Origin of the sequence: Streptomyces sp. P9-2, assembly GCF_051903975.1 — a bacterium.
GTDB classification, from domain to species: Bacteria; Actinomycetota; Actinomycetes; order Streptomycetales; family Streptomycetaceae; genus Streptomyces; species Streptomyces cellulosae.
In genome coordinates, this window is sequence record NZ_CP192633.1 from 3785330 (window position 1) to 3804360 (window position 19031).

The 19031-nt window shown below is 71.1% G+C and carries 17 protein-coding genes; 13 read left to right on the forward strand and 4 right to left on the reverse strand.

What is annotated here, in order from left to right; translation table 11 throughout:
- Window positions 1–35: 35 nt before the first annotated feature.
- The 11 genes from ACQY0Z_RS17320 (at window position 36) to ACQY0Z_RS17370 (ending at window position 10871) form a co-directional block, all read left to right on the forward strand.
- Window positions 36–296 (forward strand): hypothetical protein, encoded by a 261-nt coding sequence (locus ACQY0Z_RS17320; RefSeq protein WP_366251845.1) that lies wholly within the window; start codon window positions 36–38, stop codon window positions 294–296.
- A 9-nt stretch (window positions 297–305) separates the two neighbouring features.
- A complete protein-coding gene (locus ACQY0Z_RS17325) occupies window positions 306–500 on the forward strand; it encodes a hypothetical protein (RefSeq protein WP_019521614.1) in 195 nt (64 codons plus the stop codon).
- Window positions 501–746: 246 nt separating this feature from the next.
- Window positions 747–1028, forward strand: a complete 282-nt coding sequence (gene tatA, locus ACQY0Z_RS17330; protein ID WP_024885165.1) for a Sec-independent protein translocase subunit TatA — start codon at window positions 747–749, stop codon at window positions 1026–1028.
- A gap of 92 nt (window positions 1029–1120) precedes the next feature.
- Window positions 1121–1990 (forward strand): twin-arginine translocase subunit TatC, encoded by an 870-nt coding sequence (tatC, locus tag ACQY0Z_RS17335; protein WP_189902644.1) that lies wholly within the window; start codon window positions 1121–1123, stop codon window positions 1988–1990.
- A gap of 31 nt (window positions 1991–2021) precedes the next feature.
- On the forward strand, window positions 2022–2912 hold the full coding sequence (locus ACQY0Z_RS17340; RefSeq protein WP_189902646.1) for a diacylglycerol kinase: 891 nt from the start codon (window positions 2022–2024) through the stop codon (window positions 2910–2912).
- A gap of 37 nt (window positions 2913–2949) precedes the next feature.
- Window positions 2950–5808 (forward strand): DEAD/DEAH box helicase, encoded by a 2859-nt coding sequence (locus tag ACQY0Z_RS17345; protein ID WP_189902648.1) that lies wholly within the window; start codon window positions 2950–2952, stop codon window positions 5806–5808.
- Between the two features lie 409 nt (window positions 5809–6217).
- A complete protein-coding gene (locus ACQY0Z_RS17350; protein WP_347226714.1) occupies window positions 6218–7828 on the forward strand; it encodes a sensor histidine kinase in 1611 nt (536 codons plus the stop codon).
- Window positions 7825–8232 (forward strand): roadblock/LC7 domain-containing protein, encoded by a 408-nt coding sequence (locus ACQY0Z_RS17355; protein ID WP_006132309.1) that lies wholly within the window; start codon window positions 7825–7827, stop codon window positions 8230–8232. Before ACQY0Z_RS17350 ends, ACQY0Z_RS17355 begins: the two co-directional genes overlap by 4 nt.
- Window positions 8229–8639: a DUF742 domain-containing protein gene (locus ACQY0Z_RS17360; protein WP_189902652.1), complete on the forward strand. Its 411-nt coding sequence runs from the start codon at window positions 8229–8231 to the stop codon at window positions 8637–8639. Before ACQY0Z_RS17355 ends, ACQY0Z_RS17360 begins: the two co-directional genes overlap by 4 nt.
- On the forward strand, window positions 8620–9240 hold the full coding sequence (locus tag ACQY0Z_RS17365; protein ID WP_189902654.1) for a GTP-binding protein: 621 nt from the start codon (window positions 8620–8622) through the stop codon (window positions 9238–9240). The genes ACQY0Z_RS17360 and ACQY0Z_RS17365 overlap by 20 nt, the downstream gene beginning before the upstream one ends.
- Window positions 9241–9305: 65 nt before the next feature.
- A complete protein-coding gene (locus tag ACQY0Z_RS17370; protein ID WP_254588671.1) occupies window positions 9306–10871 on the forward strand; it encodes a cytochrome P450 in 1566 nt (521 codons plus the stop codon).
- Window positions 10872–10880: 9 nt separating this feature from the next.
- Here the strand turns inward: ACQY0Z_RS17370 and ACQY0Z_RS17375 are convergent, their stop codons facing one another.
- The 4 genes from ACQY0Z_RS17375 to ACQY0Z_RS17390 form a co-directional block, all read right to left on the reverse strand.
- Entirely contained in the window at window positions 10881–11834 is a 954-nt protein-coding gene (locus tag ACQY0Z_RS17375) for a pseudouridine synthase (protein ID WP_189902658.1), read from the reverse strand.
- 252 nt (window positions 11835–12086) lie between these two features.
- The gene (locus tag ACQY0Z_RS17380) at window positions 12087–13043 is read right to left on the reverse strand and encodes an IS481 family transposase (RefSeq protein WP_439812081.1); all 957 of its coding nucleotides are present in this window, start codon (window positions 13041–13043) and stop codon (window positions 12087–12089) included.
- Between the two features lie 135 nt (window positions 13044–13178).
- Complete coding sequence (locus ACQY0Z_RS17385; RefSeq protein WP_381727390.1) at window positions 13179–14021, reverse strand: siderophore-interacting protein; 843 nt, start codon at window positions 14019–14021, stop codon at window positions 13179–13181.
- 41 nt (window positions 14022–14062) lie between these two features.
- Window positions 14063–14992, reverse strand: a complete 930-nt coding sequence (locus tag ACQY0Z_RS17390) for a 5'-3' exonuclease (RefSeq protein WP_254588378.1) — start codon at window positions 14990–14992, stop codon at window positions 14063–14065.
- Window positions 14993–15219: 227 nt separating this feature from the next.
- Here ACQY0Z_RS17390 and ACQY0Z_RS17395 point away from each other — a divergent pair, with 227 nt between their 5' ends.
- Window positions 15220–16305, forward strand: a complete 1086-nt coding sequence (locus ACQY0Z_RS17395) for a quaternary amine ABC transporter ATP-binding protein (protein WP_439812500.1) — start codon at window positions 15220–15222, stop codon at window positions 16303–16305.
- A complete protein-coding gene (locus ACQY0Z_RS17400) occupies window positions 16298–18916 on the forward strand; it encodes an ABC transporter permease/substrate binding protein (RefSeq protein WP_254588376.1) in 2619 nt (872 codons plus the stop codon). Before ACQY0Z_RS17395 ends, ACQY0Z_RS17400 begins: the two co-directional genes overlap by 8 nt.
- The last annotated feature ends 115 nt before the right edge of the window (window positions 18917–19031 follow it).

The following is a 19031-nucleotide window of genomic DNA, read 5'->3' on the forward strand; positions in this document are numbered from 1 at the left end:
CTTTGAGCGAGTCGGCGACCACAGGGGCACGGGGCATGACGGCGGCGTCCGCGTTCGCCGGGATGAGGAACGTGGCCCCGGTGATGTTCCGGGCGGGCTGCCCGGACTGCCGGGGGCGCTTCGAACTCTCCGCGAGCGCGCTGCGGCTGGCCATCGGCGCCAGCAGCCGCACCACGTTCTACTCCTTCACCTGCCCCGAGTGCGGCGCCGCCGTCCGCAAGCCCGCGGGGGAGCGGATCGTCGAGCTGCTCACCGGCGGCGGGGTGCGTACGCTCCGGCTGCACTCGACCGTCTAGGCTCGACCCATGTTCTGGCCGATGTTCGCCGTGGCCCTGGGATTCCTGGGGCTGCTGGTGCTCGCAGTGCTCGCCGTCCGGGTGTTCGTCGAGGCGGAGCGCCTCGGCAGGCAGGTCGCCGACTCGGCCCGCCGTATCGGCCGCGCCGCCGAGGACCTGGAGCGCGCGGCCACCAGCACGGCACGCTCGGCCGAAGCCCTGTAGTCCCGCGGCGCGTTCCGGCCGTCCGGACGGGCCGTCGTCGCCGCCCTGTCACGGGCCGGGGCACGACAGGTACGCTGCTGATCGCGGCCCGGAGACGAGGCACGGGCCGCGGACGGGAGTACGCACAGGGATTGCCGGACGTTTACCTCTGGGCGTTACGATCGCTGTCTGCACCGTCCTTCGGACGCATGTCCGACCGGTCGGACAGCCACCCACCCACCCGCCTCGGTGAGAAGGTAAAGACTTATGGGACGGCTCGGACCTACCGAGATCATTCTGATCCTCGTCGTCATCATCCTGCTGTTCGGTGCGAAGAAGCTTCCCGACATGGCGCGGTCGCTCGGCAAGTCCGCCCGCATCCTGAAGAGCGAGGCGAAGGCGATGAAGGAGGACAACAAGTCCTCCGCTCCGGCCGACCCGCCGGCGACCGGCGAGCAGCCCCCGGCGCAGCGCACCATCCAGGCGGCCCCCGGCGACGTGACCAGCTCCCGCCCGGTCACCGAGCCGACGGACACGACCAAGCGCTGACGCAGGGCCGGTGACCTCCGGCCCGCCGCACGAGATGGGAACGTGGGTTGCTCAAGTCTGCCCGCAAACAGCAGAGAGATCCCGAGGGGCGCATGCCTCTCGTGGAACACCTGCGTGAGCTGCGGAACCGCCTGGCCAAGGCCGTGCTCGCGATCGTCGTGGTGTCGGTCGTCGCCGCGTTCTACAGCGAACAGCTCATGCAGTTCCTGGCCGAGCCGGTGCCCAAGTGCGACGACCTGACGAACAGCGACGGCGGCAACTGCGCCATCGTGTCGTTCAACACACTGACGTCGCCGTTCACCACGACGATCAAGGTGAGCCTCATGGCGGGCCTGGTCGTCTCCAGCCCGGTCTGGCTCTACCAGCTGTGGGCCTTCGTCGCCCCCGGTCTGCACCGGCACGAGAAGAAGTACACCTACGTCTTCACGGCGGCCGCGGTCCCGCTGTTCGCCGGCGGCGCCCTCCTCTCGTACGTCATCCTCCCGGTCAGCATCAAGGTGCTGCTCAGCCTCACGCCCGGGGGATCGGCGAACATCCTGTCGCTCGACGAGGTCCTCGACTTCACCATCCGCATGGTGCTCGTCTTCGGCCTGGCCTTCGAGCTGCCGCTGCTGCTGATCATGCTGAACATGGTGGGCATCGTGTCCGGCCGCCGGATGGCGGGCTGGTGGCGCGGTGTCGTCATGGGCGTCTTCGTCTTCGGCGCGGTCGCCACGCCCACCACCGACCCGGTGGGCATGCTGGCGCTGTCCGGTCCGATCGTGGTCCTGTACTTCTTCGCCGTGGGCTTCTCGCTGCTGAACGACAAGCGGCGCGCCCGCAAGGAGGCCGAGGGCCCCTCCGACGACGAGGCCTCCGAGCTCGACCACACGCCGGAAGCCGTCGAACCGGCCGAACCGGTCACCGCGCTGCCCGAACAGAGCTCCCGGGACCGCGTCAACGGTTATGACGACGTGACCTGAGGACGGGCCGGCACCTCGTAGGGTCATCCCCGTGACCAGCGAGATCACCCTCTTCGTGAACCCCACCGCGGGCGGCGGCCGGGGCGCCCGCGCGGCGCGGACGGCCGCCGCCGCGCTGCGCGACGCCGGCTTCCACGTCGGCACCGTGACGGGCGACGGCCCCGAGGACGCGCTGTCCCGGGCGCGTACCGCCGTCGAGGAGGGCACCGGGGCCCTGGTCGCCGTCGGCGGCGACGGCATGGCCCACCTCGCCCTGCAGGCCGTCGTCGGCACCGGCACCCCCTTCGGCCTGGTGGCCGCGGGCACCGGCAACGACTTCGCCCGCGCGCTCGGCATGCCGCTCGGCGAACCCGCCACGTCGGGCCGGATGATCGCCGACGCCCTCAAGAGCGGGCGCTCCCGTGACGTGGACCTCGGCCGGATCGGCGACCGCTGGTTCGGCGCCGTGCTCGCCTCCGGCTTCGACTCCCGCGTCAACGACCGGGGCAACCGGATGCGCGCCCCCCTCGGCCGCTTCAAGTACGACGTGGCGATGATCGCCGAGCTGGCCGCCTTCCGGCCGCTGCCGTACCGGATCACCCTGGACGGCGGGGAGGTCCGCGAGGTCGAGGCGACGCTCGTGGCCGTGGGGAACGGGCCGTCGTACGGCGGGGGCATGCGGATATGCCCGGGCGCCGACCTCACCGACGGACTGTTCGACATCACCGTCGTCGGCCAGTGCAGCCGCGCCACGCTGCTGCGGGTCTTCCCGCGGGTCTACAAGGGAACGCACGTCGACCACCCCGTGGTGACCGTGCTGCGCGCGGCGAGCGTGGAACTGGTCGCCGAGGACGTCACCGGCTATGCGGACGGCGAGTACGTCGGGCCGCTGCCGCTGACCGCGCACTGCGTGCCGGGGGCGGTCCGGGTCGTCGGCCCCTGAGCAGGCGTTCCACCCCCTCACGTGGCCGATGCGGATAATGATCGTCACGTTGTCGGTGCGGCCCGGTACGCTCGAAAGCACGATGACAGAGGACCTCTCACCGGCCGAGCGGTACGCGGCAGCACGCAGGCGCGCTGCCGAGCAGGCCACCTCGCTCGCCTCCTTCCGCGAGATGTACGACTTCGGCCTCGACCCCTTCCAGGTGGAGGCCTGCCGGGCACTGGAGGCCGGGAAGGGCGTGCTGGTCGCCGCCCCCACCGGATCCGGCAAGACGATCGTCGGCGAGTTCGCCGTCCACCTCGCCCTCCAGGAGGGCAAGAAGTGCTTCTACACGACCCCCATCAAGGCGCTGTCGAACCAGAAGTACGCCGACCTGTGCCGCCGCTACGGCACCGACAAGGTGGGCCTGCTCACCGGTGACAACAGCGTCAACTCCGACGCGCCCGTGGTCGTGATGACCACCGAGGTCCTGCGGAACATGCTGTACGCCGGGTCGCAGACCCTCCTCGGCCTCGGCTACGTGGTGATGGACGAGGTGCACTACCTCTCCGACCGCTTCCGGGGCGCCGTCTGGGAGGAGGTGATCATCCACCTCCCCGAGTCGGTGACGCTGGTCTCCCTGTCGGCGACCGTGTCCAACGCCGAGGAGTTCGGCGACTGGCTGGACACCGTCCGCGGCGACACCGAGGTGATCGTCTCCGAGCACCGTCCGGTGCCGCTGTTCCAGCACGTGCTGGCGGGCCGCCGGATGTACGACCTGTTCGAGGAGGGGGAGGGCCACAAGCGGGCCGTCAACCCCGACCTGACGCGCATGGCCCGGCTCGAGGCGAGCCGCCCGTCCTGGGGCGACCGCCGCCGGGGTCGCAACGGCATGCGGGAGGCGGACCGCGAGCGGGAGCGCAGACAGCGCTCGCGGGTGTGGACGCCGAGCCGCCCGGAGGTCATCGAGCGGCTCGACGCCGAGGGCCTGCTCCCCGCCATCACGTTCATCTTCAGCCGGGCCGCCTGCGAGGCCGCGGTGCAGCAGTGCCTGTACGCGGGCCTGCGGCTCAACGACGAGGAGGCGCGGGCCCAGGTCCGCGACCTGGTCGAGGAGCGCACCGCCTCCATCCCGCCGGAGGACCTGCACGTCCTCGGCTACTACGAGTGGCTGGAGGGCCTCGAACGGGGCATAGCCGCGCACCACGCGGGCATGCTGCCGACCTTCAAGGAGGTCGTCGAGGAGCTGTTCGTGCGCGGTCTGGTGAAGGCCGTGTTCGCGACCGAGACCCTGGCGCTCGGCATCAACATGCCGGCGCGTTCGGTGGTGCTGGAGAAGCTCGTCAAGTGGAACGGCGAGCAGCACGCCGACATCACCCCCGGCGAGTACACCCAGCTGACCGGCCGTGCGGGCCGCCGCGGCATCGACGTCGAGGGCCACGCCGTGGTGCTGTGGCAGCGCGGGATGAACCCCGACCACCTCGCGGGCCTGGCCGGCACGCGCACGTATCCGCTGCGCTCCAGCTTCAAGCCCTCGTACAACATGGCGGTCAACCTGGTCGAGCAGTTCGGGCGGCACCGCTCGCGGGAGCTGCTGGAGACGTCGTTCGCGCAGTTCCAGGCGGACAAGTCGGTCGTCGGCATCTCGCGTCAGGTGCAGCGCAACGAGGAGGGCCTGGAGGGCTACAAGGCCTCCATGACCTGCCACCTCGGCGACTTCGAGGAGTACGCGCGGCTGCGCCGGGAGCTGAAGGACCGGGAGAACGAGCTGGCCCGCCAGGGCCAGGCGCAGCGGCGCGCCGAGGCCGCCGTCGCGCTGGAGAAGCTCAAGCCGGGCGACGTGATCCACGTGCCCACCGGCAAGTACGCCGGGCTGGCGCTGGTGCTCGACCCGGGGCTGCCCGCGGGCCGCACCAACGGCCACCGGGGCGTGGAGTACCACGACGGTCCGCGCCCGCTGGTGCTGACCGCCGAGCGGCAGGTGAAGCGGCTGGCGTCGGTCGACTTCCCGGTGCCCGTGGAGGCGCTGGAGCGTATGCGGATCCCGAAGTCCTTCAACCCGCGCTCCCCGCAGTCCCGCCGGGACCTCGCCTCCGCGCTGCGCACCAAGGCCGGCCACATCGTGCCGGACCGGCACCGCAAGAACCGCGCCCCGGCCGCCGACGACCGGGAGATCGCGCGGCTGCGCAAGGCGCTGCGGGCGCACCCGTGCCACGGCTGCCAGGACCGCGAGGACCACGCCCGCTGGGCGGAGCGCTACCACCGGCTGCTGCGGGACACCTCGCAGCTGGAGCGGCGCATCGAGGGCCGGACGAACACCATCGCCCGCACCTTCGACCGGATCGTCGCGCTGCTGACGGAGATGGACTACCTGCGCGGCGACGAGGTCACCGAGCACGGCAGGCGGCTGGCCCGGCTGTACGGCGAACTCGACCTGCTGGCCAGCGAATGTCTGCGCGAGCGGGTCTGGGAGGGCCTCGGCCCCGCCGAACTCGCCGCGTGCGTCTCTGCGCTGGTGTACGAGTCGCGGGTCGCCGACGACGCGACGGCGCCCAAGCTGCCCTCGGGCAAGGCGAAGGCGGCGCTCGGCGAGATGGTCCGCATCTGGGGCCGGCTGGACGCGCTGGAGGAGGACTTCCGGATCAGCCAGACCGAGGGCGTGGGCCAGCGCGAGCCCGACCTCGGCTTCGCCTGGGCCGCCTACATGTGGGCGTCCGGCAAGGGCCTCGACGAGGTGCTGCGCGAGGCGGAGATGCCGGCCGGCGACTTCGTGCGCTGGTGCAAGCAGGTCATCGACGTGCTGGGGCAGATCGCCGCGGCGGCCCCGGTCGCCGAGGGCTCGACGGTCGCGAAGAACGCCCGCAGGGCCGTGGAGGATCTGCTGCGCGGGGTGGTGGCCTACTCCTCCGTGGGCTGACCCCGCTCGACCTCGACTCCGGAAGCCCGGTGCGCCCTCCGCGCGCCGGGCTTCTGCACTGTGCGCGCCCTCGTGCGGCGGCATCACCGGCCGCGTGCGCGGGAAGGGATGAGGAGGCCTCCGCGAGGCTGTGGACCGCCCTCCGAGGGCCCGGTTCACCCGTGACGGTGAGTGGCCGTCGTACATCCGTGCGCTGTGACGCGCCGTGTTCGAATTATTCCGGATCGTACAAATGGCCCCGAGCGTACTCCTGCCCCAGGGGCCCTTTCCGGCACTTGCTGAATATGACATGGCGATGATCCCGTCGGACTAAGCTCGCCCGCAGCGCACCGAGTTGAGATGAATTCGTGCGCCTGTTCCCTTATGTGCACGTTCCCGACCGTCAGTCGACACGCTTCAGAGGGCTCACATGGCGAGTGTCCAACTTCCTTACGCACGCGTGCTGTTGCTGCCGTCCATAGTGATGGCCGCGGCGACCGGAGCCGCCGTCGCCCTGGTGACGGAGCCCGCCCGGATCGCCGTCGGCGTGTGCGGCGCCGTGGCGACCCTGCTGGTGGCCGTCGCCGCGACCGAGGCGGTGCGCCGCGGCCGTGTCCTGCGGGAGGCGCGCGCCGAGCACGAGCGTCACCGTGCGTATCTGGAGGCGCGGATCGCCGCCCACGACACGGAGACCGAGTACTTCATCCAGAAGGTCTTCCCCGCCTGCCTGGACCACCTGCACGCCGGCAACGAGCCGGACGAGGTGATGCGCGACCTGCCCAGGCTCAACCCCTCCTGGCGCGACCTGCCCACGTACCAGCACGTACTGCTGCGCAAGGTCCTCAAGATCATCGACGACGAGGAGAACCTGCGTGACTCCTCGCAGCGCTCCTTCGTCTCCATCGCCCGCCGCGTCCAGGCGATCGTCCACCAGCAGGCCAAGGAACTGCGGGAGATGGAGGAGGACCACGGCCGCAACCCCGAGGTCTTCGACGACCTCCTGCGCATCGACCACGGCACCGCGCTGATCGGCCGCCTCGCCGACTCCATCTCCGTCCTCGGCGGCGGCCGCCCCGGACGCCAGTGGCCCAAGCCGGTCGCGCTCTACAGCGTGCTGCGCGGCGCCATGTCCCGCATCCTCGAGTACCGCCGCATCGACCTGAAGTCGATCGCCAAGATCAACATCAAGGGCATCTACGTCGAGCCGGTCATCCACGCCGCCGCCGAACTCCTCGACAACGCCACCCGCTACTCGCCGCCCACCAGCAAGGTCAGCGTCACCGCGACCGAGGTGCAGACCGGCGTCGCCATCGAGATCGAGGACGCCGGCGTCAGCCTCGACGAGCAGGCCCGCGCCCGTATCGAGGGCATCCTCGACCGCGCCCAGCGCGGCGTCGACCTCCAGGAGATCGGCGGCAACCCGCGCCTCGGCCTCGCCGTCGTCGGCCGCCTGTGCACCCAGTTCAACATGCAGGTGTCGCTGCGCGCCTCCGCCTACGGCGGCGTCCGCGCCGTCCTGGTCGTCCCGAGCGAGATGATCACCGACCAGCCCGGCGTCGGCCTCGCCCACGGCATCGGCGCCACCGCCGTGCCCCGCCCCGTCGACGCCCTCCCCGGTCCCCAGCGCGCCCCCAAGAAGCGCCGCCCCACCAGCCCCCGCATCCCCGAGACGGCCGCCGTGGAGGACGACGTCCCCGAGGTGACCGAATGGACCGCCGGCGGCCTCCCGCAGCGCCGCAGCCGCGTCAAGACCCCGCTCACCCAGCGCTACGCCGAGCAGGCCGCCGCCGAGCGCGCCGAGCGCGAGGCCAAGGAGCGCGGCGAGGAGTACCACGACATCTGGGCAGCGGCCGAGCCCCGGAAGAAGAAGCAGAACGACCGCGAACCCGGGCTGTGGGTCGACGCCTTCTGGGAGGGCCTGAAGAAGGACCTCGACCCGGACGTCCACCCCACCGACTTCACCCGGAACCCGACCGCCTACCTGCATCTCATCAACGAACCGGCCCGCACCGAGGCCGAGGACGAGGGGGACCTCAAGTGATCCAGCAGCGAGCCAACTTCGACTGGATGCTCAAGGAGCTCGCCGACGGCGTACCCGGCGTCGAGATGATCGTGGTGCTCTCCGCCGACGGTCTGCGCATCGCCCGCTACGGCGGCGAGCCGGACGCCGCCGACCGGGTCGCCGCCGCCTGCGCCGGCGTGCAGAGCCTCGCCGCCGCCGTCGCGCAGGAACTCCCGCACGGCGACGGCGAGATGAAGATGGTGCTCATCGAGATCGACGAGGGCTACTTCTACCTGATGGCGGCCGGCGCCAACGCCTACCTCGCGGTGCTCTCCGACATGACCTGCGAACCCGGCCGCATGGGCGGGATGATGCGCGACCTCGTCGTCCGCATCGGCGCCCATCTGACCAGTCCGCCCCGACGGAACGGGCAGACCGTATGACTCCTCCCCAACGCCAGAGGCGCACTCCCGCGCAGGGCACCCCCGCACAGCCGGCCGCCCCGGCCCGGAAGGAGGGCGAGGGCGGCAACCCGGAACGGCTGTACGTCGTCGCGGGGCCGGACGGCGAGCGCGCCGACATCGACCTGGTCACGCTGATCGTGGCGCGTTCCCCCGACCCTCCGCCCTCCGCCACCCCCGAGCAGGCGGCGCTGCTCCGGCTCTGCGTCGCCCCCCTGTCCGTGGCCGAGGTGTCGGCCTATCTCAGTCTGCCGTTCAGCGTGGTGACCGTGCTGATCACCGAACTGCTGACGGCGGAACTGGTCCAGGCGCGCTCCCCCATCGTGCGCAAGGCGCTCCCGGACCGTTCCCTTCTCGAAGCGGTGATGCATGGACTTCAACGGCTCTGACACCATCCCGGGCCCACGCGCCGAGGACCAGCTGCCCCACACGGCGCAGTCCGCGGTGAAGATCGTGATTGTCGGCGGGTTCGGGGTCGGCAAGACCACCATGGTCGGCTCGGTCAGCGAGATCAAACCGCTGACCACCGAGGAGACCATGACGCAGGCCGGCATCGGGGTCGACGACAACTACGGCTCCGCGTCCAAGACGGCCACCACCGTCGCCATGGACTTCGGCCGCATCAGGATCACCGACGAGCTGGTGCTCTACCTGTTCGGCACGCCGGGCCAGGAACGCTTCTGGTTCCTGTGGAACGGCCTGTTCGAGGGCGCGCTCGGCGCGGTGGTGCTGGTCGACACCCGCCGCCTCGAGGTCAGCTTCGACGTCATGGGGCGGCTGGAGGAACGCGGCGTGCCGTTCGTCGTCGCCGTCAACTCCTTCCCGGACGCGCCCCGTTACCCCCTCGCCGACCTGCGGACCGCGCTCGACCTGTCCGAGATGATCCCCATCGTGGAGTGCGACGTGCGGCGCCGCGCCTCCAGCCGCGACGTGCTGATGACCCTGATGCGCTTCCTGCACTCGCTCGCCATGACGGGCTCGCTCGCCTGACGCGCGGGACCTTCTTCCCCTCCCACGGAACCTTTTAGGCCTTCCCCCTTCCCGGAGCGACCACAGTGACGCCTGAATCCCACTCCCAGACGCCGGACCGCCCGGCCGGTGACGACGACGCCCGGCCCGGACCGCCCCCCGGATGCCCCGCGCACGGCCTGGGCCCCGGCGGACTCGCCCGGCTCCACGAGTCGGACGACCTCAAGGGCCTCTACGAGCAGCTGCGCGAGAAGCACGGCCCGGTGGCGCCCGTACTCGTCCACGACGACCTGCCGCTGTGGATCGTGCTCGGCCACGCCGAGAGCCAGCAACTGGTGCGCAGCCCCGCGCAGTTCACCAAGGACAGCCGTATCTGGTCCCCGCTCCGCGACGGCCTGGTCAAGCCCGACCACCCGCTGATGCCGCACATCGCCTGGCAGCCGATGTGCGCCCACACCGAGGGCGAGAACCACCACCGCTGGCGCGGCGCCATCGACACCGCCGTCGCCGCCACCGACTTCCGCTCCCTGCGCCGGTACGTCAACCGCAGCGTGCAGCGGGTCGTCAACCGGTTCTGCGAGGTCGGCGAGGCGGACCTGGTCAGCCAGTACGCCGAGCACCTGCCGATGGCCGTGATGTGCCACGTCCTCGGCATGCCCGACGAGTACGACGACCGCATGGTGCAGGCCGCCCGCGACATGATCCGCGGCACCGAGACCGCCATCGCGAGCAACGCCTACGTGATGGAGGCGCTGAACCGCCTCACCGCCCGCCGCCGCGAGGAACCGCAGGACGACTTCACCGGCCACCTCGTCAGCCACCCTGCCGGACTGTCCGACGAGGAGGTCAGCCAGCATCTGCGGGTGGTGCTGATCGCCGCCTACGAGGCCACGGCGAACCTCCTCGCCAACGTGCTGCGCCAGGTGCTGATCGACCCGCGCTTCCGGTCCCAGCTCAACGGCGGCCAGATGACCGTGCCCCAGGCGGTGGAGCAACTCCTGTGGGACGAACCGCCGTTCAGCACCATCTTCGCCTACTACGCCAAGCAGGACACCGAGCTGGGCGGGCAGCGCATCCGCAAGGGCGACGGACTGCTGTTCGCGCCCGCGCCGGCCAACGTCGACCCCCGCGTCCGCCCCGACCCGACCGCCGACATGCAGGGCAACCGCTCGCACCTCGCCTTCGGCGGCGGCACCCACGAGTGCCCCGGCCAGGACATCGGCCGTGTCATCGCCGAGGTCGGCGTCGACGCCCTGCTGATGCGGCTGCCGGACGTGGAGCTGAGCTGCGACGAGGAGGAGCTGACCTTCACCGAGTCGATCGCCTCGCGCCATCTGGTGTCGCTGCCGGTGCACTTCACGCCGCGGCCTCAGCAGGAGATCACGCAGGTGCCGAGCCCTGAGGTCGACACGAAGGCGCCTGCGGCGTACGACTGGCAGATCGGGGGAGTGCCGCGGCAGGCCGCGGCGCCGGCGCCTGCCGCGGTGGGCGCCGCTGTGGGCGGTACGGGTGGGGACGCGGGTGCCGGTGTCGGCGGGTTGCCGGACGCCGGGCCGGTTCCGGCCGCGGTGCCCGTGCCGCCTCCGGCCGCGCAGCCCGAGCCGCCCAAGGGCGCCTGGCAGCGGTTCCTGCGGTGGTGGCGCGGCTACTGATCCGCCGCGTCACTCATCTGCCGCCCAGATGTCGTACGAGGTCCAGGCCTCCAGCGTCCGGCTGCTGGTGAACCGGCGTTCCGTGCCCGTGACCGGGTCCGTGAACGCCAGTTCCCGGGCCAGCAGTTGGAGGGGGCGGCGGAAGTCGCCGGGCGGGACCGGGGCGGTCACCTCGGGGTAGAGAGGGTCGCCGAGGATCGGCACGCCCAGGGCGCTCATGTGCACGCGGAGTTGATGGGTCTGGCCGGTGCCAGGGGTCAGCCGGTACCGGGCCAGGCCGTCCTCGCGATGCGTGAGTAGCTCTACCCGGGTTTCCGCGTTCGGGTCGCCCTCGACCTCGCGTGCGGTCAGCTCGCCGCGTTCCTTGACGATCCGGCTGTGGACGGTGCGCGGGAGGGCGAGGGCCGGGTCGTACGGGGCGATGGCTTCGTATTCCTTGTGCACCCTGCGGTCGCGGAACAAGGTCTGGTACGCGCCGCGTTCCTCGGCGCGCACGGTGAACAGCACGAGGCCCGCGGTGAGGCGGTCCAGGCGGTGTGCGGCCGTGAGTCGCGGCAGGCCGAGGTCGTGGCGGAGGCGGGCCAGGGCCGTCTGGCGCACGTGGCTGCCGCGGGGGGTGGTGGCCAGGAAGTGGGGTTTGTCCGCGACGACGATGTGGTCGTCCTGATGCACGACGTGCACGGGGAAGGGGACGGGGGGTTCCGGGGGCATCTCGCGGTGGAACCACACCGTGAGGCCGGGGGTGCAGGGGGTGTCCGGGGGGACGGGGCGGCCGTCGGCGCCGACGATGTCGCCCGCGGTGAAGAGGGCGTCGATGTGGGCGGGCGGGGCGGCCAGGCGCGACACGAGGTGGTCGCGGACTGTTGCGCCTGGGCCGCCTGCGGGGAGACGTACGCGGACCGGGTCCACGCCGTCCCGTTGTGGGAGGGGCGGGGGAGGGGTGGGGGGTCGGCGGCGTCTCACGTGGGGAAAGGGTACGGGGGGGCCGGGGGTGGCTGTCGGGTGCGGGTCGGTGGGGGCTGGTCGCGCAGTTCCCCGCGCCTCTGAGGGGGTGGGGGTGTCCCGCGTGCGCAGGGTGCGGGCCGGTGGGGGTTGAGCGCGCAGTTCCCCGCGCCCCTGAGGAAGGTGCGGGCCGGTGGGGGTTGAGCGCGCAGTTCCCCGCGCCCCTGAGGAAGGTGCGACCGGTGGGGGTTGAGCGCGCAGTTCCCCGCGCCCCTAGGTGTGCTGACCGGGCAGGTTGGTGACGCGGCTGGCTGGTGGGTGGCCGCCGATGCCGGTGTGGGGGCGGTGGTAGTTGTACCAGTGCAGCCAGTCGGTGAACGCTTCCCTGCGCTCGTGGTCTGAGGTGTAGGGCCGCTGGTAGGCCCATTCGTCGAGCAGGGTGCGGTGGAAGCGTTCGACCTTGCCGTTGGTCTGGGGCCGCCAAGGCCTGGTCCAGCGGGGGCTGATGCCCAGGTCGCGGCAGGTGTCACGCCAGGTGTTCTTGCTGTAGGCCCAGGCGTTGTCGGTCAGGACCCGCTCGATGCGGATGCCCAGCGATGCGAAGTAGGCCGTGGCCCGGACGAGGAAAGCTGCGCAGGTCGGGGCGGTCTCGTCGGGCAGGTCCTCGGTGTAGGCGATCCGGCTGTGGTCGTCGAGGGCGGTATGCAGGTAGGCCCAGCCGGCGCCGTTGGTCCGGCTGCGGTGGCCGTCGGCCCGGCCGAGGGTCTTGTGGCCGCCGCCGTCGGGGATCCTGCCGAGCTTCTTGACGTCGATGTGGACCAGTTCGCCGGGTCGGGCGCGTTCGTAGCGGCGGACGGGTTCGCCGGTGGCCCGGTCCAGGGCCCTCAGAGGCGGCTGGCCGTGCCGCTGGAGGATGCGGTGGGCGGTGGAGGCCGCGATGTGGCACCGGACGGCCAGCCGCAGCGGGCCGATGCGGTGTTCGCGCCGGAGCCGGAGGACTTCCATCTCGATCTCGGCCGGCGTCCTGCGGGGCTGGTGGTGGGGCCGGCTGGAGCGGTCGTTCATTCCGGCGACGCCGAGCTGCCGGTAGCGGGTGGCCCAGCGGGCGGCGGTGGTGTGGCTGACCTGGAAACGCTCGGCAGCCCGGCGCAGCGGCCAGCCGTCGTCGACGACACAGCGGGCCAGGCGAAGACGCCCGGTCTCGGTCAGCGGGGCATTACGGTGGGGCACGAGGGCCTCCTCGGATCGGTGCAGATGTCGCAATCCACACCGAACCCGGAGGCCCTCACCCGTTCAAGAACCCAGCACGCGTGTCACCAACGTCCCCGGACAACACACCTAGGGCGTGTCGGCGCTGACGGGAGCCTATGAAGTGGACGTGTGTTCCTGCTCCGCCTCGATGCGGGCGTTCCATTCCTTCTTCGACGCCTGCCAGCCGTCCTCGTTGTGGCCCAGACGCCAGTAGCCGGAGATGGAGAGGTCCTCTCGGGGGATCGCTCGGTCCACGCGGAGGAGGCGGCGGAGTTCCTTGACGAAGTGCGCCTCGCCGTGGACGAAGGCGTGGACGCGGCCCTCCGGCCGGTCCAGGGCGCGGACCGCCTCCACCAGGGCCTCGCCGACCTTGCGGTCGCCGCGGTGCAGCCAGCGGATCTCCACGTCGGAGTCGATCTTCTGCTCCTCCTCCGGGCCCGCGATCTCCAGGAACGCGACCGCGCGGGCGCCCTGCGGGAGCGACTCCAGGGCGCGGGCGATCGCCGGCAGCGCGCTCTCGTCGCCGGCCAGGAGGTGCCAGTCGGCGGTCGGGTCCGGGGCGTAGGCGCCGCCGGGGCCGAGGAAACGGACCACGTCGCCGGGGCGGGCGTTGATCGCCCAGGGGCCGGCCAGACCCTCGTCGCCGTGGATCACGAAGTCGAGGGTCATCTCACGGTGTTCGGCGTCCCAGTGGCGGATCGTGTACGTCCGCGTCACCGGCCACTGCTCGCGCGGGAACTCGGCGCGGATCCGCTCCAGGTCGAACGGCTCGGGGTAGACCGCGCCCGGCGCCGGGAAGAGGAGCTTGACGTAGTGGTCGGTGCAGGTGTCCGCCGAGACGCGTGCGAGACCCTCGCCGCCCAGCACCACGCGCTGCATGTGGGGGGTCAGCCGCTCGGTGCGGACGACCACGCCGGTGTGCGGGGTGCGCGGCGCGCGTGCCGGTCGCTCTGGCATGAGGGCCTCCCAGTCGCAGTTAGGTATGCCTAAGTTAGCACCTACCGCTCCGCGAGAGTCGCCAACAGGCGGGTGACCGAGCCTCCGAGACCCCAGCGCGCGGCCAGTGCCTCCACGGCGGCCGGGTCGCGCGGGGCGCGCGGCAGAGCCGTGTCGACGTCCGGGACCGGTACGTCGTCCGCCACCCGGACGACCTTCGGCGCCACCGCGAGATACGGCCGCGCCTCGTCCAGACGCCTGCGCTGCGTCGGCGTGAGCTTCGACCGCGGGTCGTCCACGGCAGCCAGGATCCCGGCCAGGTCCGCGAACTCGGCCAGCAGCTTGGCCGCCGTCTTCTCCCCGATGCCGGGTACGCCCGGCAGACCGTCGCTCGGGTCGCCGCGCAGCAGCGCCAGGTCCGCGTACCCCCTGCCGTCCACCCCATACTTCGCGCGCAGCGCCGCCTCGTCGGTGACCTGCAGCGTGCCGACGCCCTTCACCGGGTACAGCACGCGCACCCCGCGCTTGTCGTCCACCAGCTGGTACAGGTCGCGGTCGCCGGTGACGATGTCGACCGGTCCGTCCGCCCGCGCGGTGAACGTGCCGATCACGTCGTCCGCCTCGTACCCGGCGACGCCCACCCGCGCGATGCCCAGCGCGTCGAGCACCTCCTCGATCACCGGCACCTGCGGCGACAGCGTGTCCGGCACCTCCTCCACGTCCGGCCCCGTCTCCTGCTCCTCGGCGACGCGGTGCGCCTTGTAGGAGGGGATCAGCTCCACCCGCCACTGCGGGCGCCAGTCGGCGTCCATGCAGGCCACCAGGCGATCCGGCCGGTGGTCCTTGACCAGGCGGTCGATGAAGTCCAGCAGCCCGCGCACGGCGTTCACCGGCGTGCCGTCCGGCGCCTTGACGGACTCCGGGACGCCGAAGTAGGCGCGGAAGTAGAGGGAGGCGGTGTCGAGAAGCATCAGTCCGGTCACGTCCCGCATCATGCCGCACCCCACCGACACCACCGGCCCCTCGGCGCGCCCGCGTGGTCCGCCGTGCGACGTGTTGCGTCCTGCGCGACATCTGTGAGGCAGCACACGAAACGTTTGCGCCGTTCGAATCCGGGGAGGCGCGGCGGCGGAACGATGCCGGTTTCTGTTTCAACCTGTCGCGGGCCGTTCGGTCCGCCGCATCGTTCCGGCATCTGTCGCCGAGACGAGAGGTACGTGTGTCATCAAGGCTTGAGGCCGAGCACCTGTTCAAGGTGTTCGGCAGACGACCGGACCAGGCAGTCGAACGGCTGCGCAGCAACACGGCGGACCGCGAGGAGCTGCGGGCCGACGGCGTCACCGCCGCCGTCATCGACGCCTCCTTCTCCGTGGAGCCGGGCGAGATCTTCGTCGTCATGGGCCTCTCGGGCTCCGGCAAGTCGACCCTGCTGCGGATGCTGAACGGTCTGCTGGAACCGACCGCCGGACACGTCCGCTTCGACGGGCAGGACCTCACCGCCCTGCCCGACCGCGAGCTGCGGGACGTCAGGTCCCGGAAGATCAGCATGGTCTTCCAGCACTTCGCGCTCTTCCCGCACCGCAGCGTCCGTGACAACGCTGCCTACGGTCTTGAAGTGCAGGGCGTGCCCCGCGCCGAGCGCGAACGCCGCGCCGACGAGGCGCTCGCCCTGTGCGGCCTGGCCGGCTGGGAGGACTCGTGGCCCGACGAGCTGTCCGGCGGCATGCAGCAGCGCGTCGGCCTCGCCCGCGCGCTCGCCACCGACGCCGACCTGCTGCTGATGGACGAGTCCTTCAGCGCCCTCGACCCGCTGATCCGCCGCGAAATGCAGGACCAGCTGATCGAGCTGCAGAAGAAGCTGAAGAAGACCATCGTCTTCATCACCCACGACCTCAACGAGGCCATGCGCCTCGGTGACCGCATCGCCGTCATGCGGGACGGCCGTATCGTGCAGATCGGCACCGCGCAGGACATCCTGATCCGGCCGGCCAACGACTACGTGGCCTCCTTCACCCAGGACGTCGACCGCTCCCGTGTGCTCACCGCCCAGGCGGTCATGGACCCCGAGGTGCGCGGCGACGAGGCCGACTGCGCCTGCGAGACCGCCACGCCCGGCACGTCCTTCACCGACCTGTGCGCCATCAGCGCGCGCGTCCCGCACCCGGTGGCCGTGGTCGACGACGGCGACCTCGTCGGCGTCGTGCCCCGGCAGCGCCTGATCGGCTTCCTCGGCGACGAGGAGGCGGACCCCGGCGTCTGCGACAGCCCCAAGGACCAGGGCGGCAAGGTGATGGCCCATGCCTAGGATTCCGCTCGGCGACTGGGTCAACGACGCCGTCGACTGGCTCCTCGCCCACGTCAGCTGGCTGTTCGACTTCTTCAAGACCGTCTTCACCGGCACCTACGACGGCATCAACGCCGTCCTCCAGGCGCCCGAGCCGCTGCTGCTCGTCGCGATCTTCGCGGTGATCGCCTTCTGGCTGCGCGGCGCGCTCGCCGGTGTCCTCACCTTCCTCGGCTTCGCGTTCATCGTGTCGATGGAGCTGTGGGAGAACGCGATGATCACACTGTCGCTGGTGCTGGTCGCCACGCTGATAGCGCTGGTCGTCGCGGTGCCGGTCGGCATCTGGGCGGCCCGCTCCGACCGCGTCAGCTCACTGGTGCGGCCGGTGCTGGACTTCATGCAGACGCTGCCCGCGATGATCTACCTCATCCCGGCGATCCTGTTCTTCGGCACGGGCGCCTCCGCCGGCATCGTCGCCACCCTGATCTTCGCGCTCGCCCCCGGCGTCCGCATGACCGAGCTGGGCATCCGGCAGGTCGACAAGGAACTCGTCGAGGCCGCCGAGGCGTTCGGCACCACGCCCCGCAACACCCTGCTGCGCGTCCAGCTCCCGCTGGCGCTGCCCACGGTGATGGCGGGCGTCAACCAGGTGATCATGCTGGGCCTGTCCATGGCCGCGATCGCCGGCATGGTCGGCACCGGCGGCCTCGGCGGCGACGTCAACGAGGCCATCGGCCAGCTCAACGTGGGCCTCGGCTCCGAGGCCGGTGTCGCCATCGTCATCCTGGCGATCTACCTGGACCGTATGACCAGCGCCCTGGGCACCCAGGTGTCCCCGCTGGGCCGGCGGGCCGCCGCCCGCGCCCGCGCCGCGGGCCGCATGAAGATCTGGTCGTACCGGCCGCATCCGCAGGTCGCCGTGATCGGCGTCGTCGTCCTGGCCCTGGTGGCCGGCGGCATGGGCCTGTTCGGCGGCTCGGGCGGCTCCTCCTCCGACACCGCCGGCGACGGCAAGGTCGGCAAGGGCGAGAAGGTCTCCCTCGGCTATGTGCCGTGGGACGAGGGCATCGCCTCCACGTTCCTCTGGAAGGAGATCCTCGAACAGCGCGGATACGAGGTGGAGGCCAAGCAGTTCGACGCCGGGCCGCTCTACACCTCCCTCGCGCAGGGCGACATCGACGTCGTCACCAACTCCTGGCTGCCGACCACGCACGAGCAGTACTGGAAGAAGTACGGCTCCCGCCTCGACGACCTGGGTTCCTGGTACGACGAGACGTCCCTGGAACTGACCGTCCCCGCCTACATGAAGGACGTGAACTCGCTCGCGGACCTCAAGGGCAAGGCCGGGCAGTTCAAGGGGAAGATCACCGGCATCGAGTCCAGCGCCGGCGAGATGGCCCTGCTGAAGAGCAAGGTCCTCAAGGAGTACGGCCTCGACGGCGAGTACCAGGTCGTCGACAGCTCCACGCCCGCGATGCTGGCCGAGCTGAAGCGCGCCATGAGCAAGAAGGAACCGATCGTCGTCACGCTCTGGTCCCCGCACTGGGCGTACAACGACCTCGACCTGAAGAAGCTCAAGGACCCCAAGGGCGCCTGGGGCGAGGGCGACGGCGTGCACACGCTGTCCCGCAAGGGCTTCGCCGACGACAACCCCACGGTCGGCGACTGGCTGAAGAACTTCTCGATGACCGAGGAGCAACTCACCAGCCTGGAGGCCGAGATCAACAAGGCCGGCAAGGGCAGGCAGCAGGACGCCGTGCGCGCCTGGCTGAAGTCCAACCCGGACGTCGTCGACAAGCTGGCCCCCGTGGACTCCCAGGGCGGTGGCACACCCGCCGAGGCCAAGCGGCCGCTGGACGTCGCCTGGTTCCCCTGGGACGAGGACATCGCCGTCACCTACCTGTGGAAGAACGTCCTGGAACGGCGCGGCTACAAGCTGAACCTGAAGCAGATGGAGGTCGGCCCGGTGTACACCGGTCTCGCCTCCGGCGACCTCGACCTCAACTTCGACGCGTGGCTGCCGTACGCGCAGAAGAACTACTGGGACAAGAGCAAGGACAAGCTCACCGACCTCGGTACCTGGTACGAGCCGACCTCGCTGGAGATCGCCGTCCCGTCGTACGTCAAGGACGTGAAGTCGCTCGCCGACCTCAAGGGGAAGGCCGGCCTCTTCGACGGGAAGATCATCGGTATCGAGCCCGGCACCGGCGAGATGCAGCTCCTCAAGAACGAGGTGCTGCCCGGCTACGGCCTGGAGGACGAGTACAAGGTCGTCGACGGCTCCACGCCCGCGATGCTGGCCGAACTCAAGCGCGCCCTGGCGCAGAAGAAGCCCGTCGCGGTCACCCTGTGGTCGCCGCACTGGGCCTACAGCGAGTACGAGCTGACCAAGCTGAAGGACCCCAAGAAGGCCTTCGGCGAGGGGAACACGATCCGCACGATCGCGAGCAAGAAGTTCCCCGAGCAGTACCCGCAGCTCACCGAGTGGATCAAGAACTGGCGCATGAGTGAGGACGAGCTCGGCACCCTGGAGGCGGAGATCAAGAACCGCGGCCAGGGGCACGAGGAGGAGGCCGTCGCCGCCTGGCTCGAGGAGCACCCGGACATGGTGGAGCGGATGACGCCGCGGTAGCCGTCGCCGTACCGGTCACGTCCTGCGAGGGGCGGGTCCCGGAGCGTCCCCGAGGGGCGCCCGGACCCGCCCCTCGCGCCGTCCGGAGCTGCCCCCCGCCACCGTAGGAATCCGG

What these genes read in the sequence shown, in the direction of transcription:
- ACQY0Z_RS17320 (WP_366251845.1), top strand. Translation starts at nt 36, where the DNA reads ATGACGGCGGCGTCCGCGTTCGCCGGGATGAGGAACGTGGCCCCGGTG.
- ACQY0Z_RS17325 (WP_019521614.1), top strand. Translation starts at nt 306, where the DNA reads ATGTTCTGGCCGATGTTCGCCGTGGCCCTGGGATTCCTGGGGCTGCTG.
- tatA (WP_024885165.1), top strand. Translation starts at nt 747, where the DNA reads ATGGGACGGCTCGGACCTACCGAGATCATTCTGATCCTCGTCGTCATC.
- tatC (WP_189902644.1), top strand. Translation starts at nt 1,121, where the DNA reads ATGCCTCTCGTGGAACACCTGCGTGAGCTGCGGAACCGCCTGGCCAAG.
- ACQY0Z_RS17345 (WP_189902648.1), top strand. Translation starts at nt 2,950, where the DNA reads ATGATCGTCACGTTGTCGGTGCGGCCCGGTACGCTCGAAAGCACGATG.
- ACQY0Z_RS17350 (WP_347226714.1), top strand. Translation starts at nt 6,218, where the DNA reads ATGGCGAGTGTCCAACTTCCTTACGCACGCGTGCTGTTGCTGCCGTCC.
- ACQY0Z_RS17360 (WP_189902652.1), top strand. Translation starts at nt 8,229, where the DNA reads ATGACTCCTCCCCAACGCCAGAGGCGCACTCCCGCGCAGGGCACCCCC.
- ACQY0Z_RS17365 (WP_189902654.1), top strand. Translation starts at nt 8,620, where the DNA reads ATGGACTTCAACGGCTCTGACACCATCCCGGGCCCACGCGCCGAGGAC.
- ACQY0Z_RS17385 (WP_381727390.1), bottom strand. Translation starts at nt 14,021, where the DNA reads ATGCCAGAGCGACCGGCACGCGCGCCGCGCACCCCGCACACCGGCGTG.
- ACQY0Z_RS17390 (WP_254588378.1), bottom strand. Translation starts at nt 14,992, where the DNA reads ATGCGGGACGTGACCGGACTGATGCTTCTCGACACCGCCTCCCTCTAC.
- ACQY0Z_RS17400 (WP_254588376.1), top strand. Translation starts at nt 16,298, where the DNA reads ATGCCTAGGATTCCGCTCGGCGACTGGGTCAACGACGCCGTCGACTGG.